The organism is Enterobacter cloacae complex sp. P18RS (genome assembly GCF_014982105.1).
GTDB lineage: Bacteria > Pseudomonadota > Gammaproteobacteria > Enterobacterales > Enterobacteriaceae > Enterobacter > Enterobacter hormaechei_C.
Genome location: NZ_JADCKV010000053.1, coordinates 1 through 1,051 on the forward strand (window position 1 = coordinate 1; position 1,051 = coordinate 1,051).

Below are 1,051 nucleotides of genomic sequence, written 5' to 3' on the forward strand. Positions count from 1 at the left end.
GCGCTCGACACGCGCACCCAGCAGGAGCTGGTGTCATCGCCTTTCGCCAGACGGTCCCAGTGGAACTTCACCTTCACCCGGCCGTATTTGTCCGTCCAGATACTCTCGCCCTGCGGCCCGACCACTTTCGCCGTCTGCGGGCCGTAGGTGCGCGGCCACGCCGTGCTCTGCGCCGGACGGTAGGACACCGACGCCGGGATAACGGTGAAATCGGTGCGGTGAATGGTTTCCCCCTCACCGCTCGCGTAGCGGTTCTCCTCGAAGTGGTAACCCGCCGCCGTCACCAGATACTCGCCGTTGTCACTGAAGAACGGCGCGTTGGTCAGGGTAAAGATGTGGCCCGGCGCAATGCCCGCCGCCGTGGCCGTCGCCTGAATCTGCTGATGCTCCACCTGCCAGCGCTCCTGACGGATGCGGGCGTAGAACTCCGCATGCCCTGTCTCCACAAAGCGGCCCGGCCAGTCGTACACGTCGATGCTGCCCGGTTTCGGTGACGCCGGGTTCTGCTGCGCCTGGAACAGCCACGCGTTCGGCTTGCGGAAGTCATAGTCGTCGAGGCTGTAAATTCCCGGCGTGACGCTGTCCTCCAGCGCCCACTGGCTGATGCCCTCTTCATCCGTACTGCCGCCGGACGGCGTCTGATGGTAAGGAATGACCTCATAGCCGCTGAACGGCTGGTGCTGGGTCGCGGCGTCGGTCAGTACCAGGGTATGCTTGTCCGCCTCGTGGCTGAAGTAGTACGCAATCCCCTCCAGCTCCATCAGGCGGCTGATAAAGTCCAGGCTCGATTCCTGATACTGCACGCAGTAGTCCCACACCCGGTAGCTGCCGGTAAGTTTGTCTTCGAGGTTAACCTGATGCTCACCCAGCAGGGTTTTGACAATCTGCGGTACCGTCTGGCCCTGGAAGATACGCAGGTTACGGTCGCGTTTCATCGGCCATAGGTCCGGCTCCACCGTCAGCTGGTACACCGCATAGCGGGTGCCCGTCAGCTCCACGGCGCTCACCGCCACGCGCGTCACCTTGCCGTTGATATAGCGGGGGGTAATAA

General features: G+C 63.0%; 1 protein-coding gene. It reads right to left on the reverse strand.

The genetic code is table 11. The annotated features are described in order from the left end of the window. The coding region (locus tag INF61_RS22635; protein ID WP_193548146.1) for a type VI secretion system tip protein TssI/VgrG at nt 1–1,051 on the reverse strand (1,051 nt) is incomplete at both ends.